Raw genomic sequence first — 2,938 nt, forward strand, 5'->3', positions numbered from 1 at the left:
AAGACCCTTTGGGGTTGTATGGTTAAGTGACTAAGCGTACACGGTGGATGCCTTGGCAGTCAGAGGCGATGAAAGACGTATTAACTTGCGATAAGCCCAGATTAGGTAGTAAAAACCATTTGAGTCTGGGATTTCTGAATGGGGAAACCCACRTGCATAAGCAYGTATCGYTAYGTGAATACATAGCRTARCGAGGCGAACCGGGGGAACTGAAACATCTAAGTACCCCGAGGAAAAGAAATCAACCGAGATTCCGAAAGTAGCGGCGAGCGAAATTGGACTAGCCCTTAAGCTTTATATGCGTTAGACGAACGGTCTGGAAAGTCCGGCGATACAGGGTGATAGCCCCGTAGTCGACAACGCACATTCAGTGAAATCGAGTAGGGCGGGACACGTGATATCCTGTCTGAATATGGGGGGACCATCCTCCAAGGCTAAATACTACTGACTGACCGATAGTGAACCAGTACCGTGAGGGAAAGGCGAAAAGAACCCCTGTGAGGGGAGTGAAATAGAACCTGAAACCGTGTACGTACAAGCAGTAGGAGCACCTTCGTGGTGTGACTGCGTACCTTTTGTATAATGGGTCAGCGACTTATATTCAGTAGCAAGGTTAACCATCTAGGGGAGCCGTAGAGAAATCGAGTCTTAACTGGGCGTCGAGTTGCTGGATATAGACCCGAAACCAGGTGATCTAGCCATGGGCAGGTTGAAGGTTGAGTAACATCAACTGGAGGACCGAACCGACTAATGTTGAAAAATTAGCGGATGACTTGTGGCTAGGGGTGAAAGGCCAATCAAACCTGGAGATAGCTGGTTCTCCCCGAAATCTATTTAGGTAGAGCCTCGGACGAATACTACTGGGGGTAGAGCACTGTTAAGGCTAGGGGGTCATCCCGACTTACCAACCCTTTGCAAACTCCGAATACCAGTAAGTACTATCCGGGAGACACACGGCGGGTGCTAACGTCCGTCGTGGAGAGGGAAACAACCCAGACCGCCAGCTAAGGTCCCAAATTATTACTAAGTGGGAAACGATGTGGGAAGGCTTAGACAGCTAGGATGTTGGCTTAGAAGCAGCCATCATTTAAAGAAAGCGTAATAGCTCACTAGTCGAGTCGGCCTGCGCGGAAGATGTAACGGGGCTAAGTAATAAACCGAAGCTGCGGCAATGWAGTTTACTWCATTGGGTAGGGGAGCGTTCTGTAAGCCGTTGAAGGTGRRTTGTAAAGYYTGCTGGAGGTATCAGAAGTGCGAATGCTGACATGAGTAACGATAAAGGGGGTGAAAAACCCCCTCGCCGGAAGACCAAGGGTTCCTGTCCAACGTTAATCGGGGCAGGGTAAGTCGACCCCTAAGGCGAGGCCGAAAGGCGTAGTCGATGGGAAACGGGTTAATATTCCCGTACTTCTTACAATTGCGATGGGGGGACGGAGAAGGCTAGGTGGGCCTGGCGACGGTTGTCCAGGTTCAAGCGTGTAGGCTGAWGAGTTAGGTAAATCCGGYTCWTCTTAAGGCTGAGACGCGACGTCGAGCTACTACGGTAGTGAAGTCATTGATGCCATGCTTCCAGGAAAAGCCTCTAAGCTTCAGATTGTAAGGAATCGTACCCCAAACCGACACAGGTGGTCGGGTAGAGAATACCAAGGCGCTTGAGAGAACTCGGGTGAAGGAACTAGGCAAAATGGTACCGTAACTTCGGGAGAAGGTACGCTCTTGTCGGTGAAGTCCCTTGCGGATGGAGCTAACGAGAGTCGCAGATACCAGGTGGCTGCAACTGTTTATTAAAAACACAGCACTGTGCAAAATCGTAAGATGACGTATACGGTGTGACGCCTGCCCGGTGCCGGAAGGTTAATTGATGGGGTTAGACTTMGGTCGAAGCTCTTGATCGAAGCCCCGGTAAACGGCGGCCGTAACTATAACGGTCCTAAGGTAGCGAAATTCCTTGTCGGGTAAGTTCCGACCTGCACGAATGGCGTAATGATGGCCACGCTGTCTCCACCCGAGACTCAGTGAAATTGAAATCGCTGTGAAGATGCAGTGTACCCGCGGCTAGACGGAAAGACCCCGTGAACCTTTACTACAGCTTGGCACTGAACATTGACCCTACATGTGTAGGATAGGTGGGAGGCTTTGAAACCGGTACGCCAGTATCGGYGGAGCCGTCCTTGAAATACCACCCTTGTAGTGTTGATGTTCTAACGTCGACCCCTTATCGGGGTTGCGGACAGTGCCTGGTGGGTAGTTTGACTGGGGCGGTCTCCTCCCAAAGAGTAACGGAGGAGCACGAAGGTGGGCTAAACACGGTTGGACATCGTGTGGTTAGTGCAATGGCATAAGCCCGCTTGACTGCGAGAATGACAATTCGAGCAGGTGCGAAAGCAGGTCATAGTGATCCGGTGGTTCTGAATGGAAGGGCCATCGCTCAACGGATAAAAGGTACTCCGGGGATAACAGGCTGATACCGCCCAAGAGTTCATATCGACGGCGGTGTTTGGCACCTCGATGTCGGCTCATCACATCCTGGGGCTGAAGTCGGTCCCAAGGGTATGGCTGTTCGCCATTTAAAGTGGTACGCGAGCTGGGTTTAGAACGTCGTGAGACAGTTCGGTCCCTATCTGCCGTGGGCGTTGGAAGATTGAAGGGGGCTGCTCCTAGTACGAGAGGACCGGAGTGGACGAACCTCTGGTGTTCGGGTTGTGTCGCCAGACGCATTGCCCGGTAGCTAAGTTCGGAATCGATAACCGCTGAAAGCATCTAAGCGGGAAGCGAGCCCTGAGATGAGTCTTCCCTGACCCCTTGAGGGTCCTAAAGGGTTGTTCGAGACTAGAACGTTGATAGGCAGGGTGTGTAAGTGCTGTGAGGCATTGAGCTAACCTGTACTAATTGCCCGTGAGGCTTAACCATACAACACCCAAAGGGTTTTGATGGACTC

1 rRNA gene is annotated in these 2,938 nt (G+C 51.5%); it reads left to right on the forward strand.

Annotated elements, in window-relative coordinates:
• Positions 1–20 precede the first annotated feature (20 nt).
• Positions 21–2,910: ribosomal RNA gene (locus EJ063_RS20160) — 23S ribosomal RNA — on the forward strand.
• Positions 2,911–2,938: the final 28 nt, after the last annotated feature.

The organism is Vibrio aquaticus (assembly GCF_003970385.1).
Classification (GTDB): Bacteria; Pseudomonadota; Gammaproteobacteria; order Enterobacterales; family Vibrionaceae; genus Vibrio; species Vibrio aquaticus.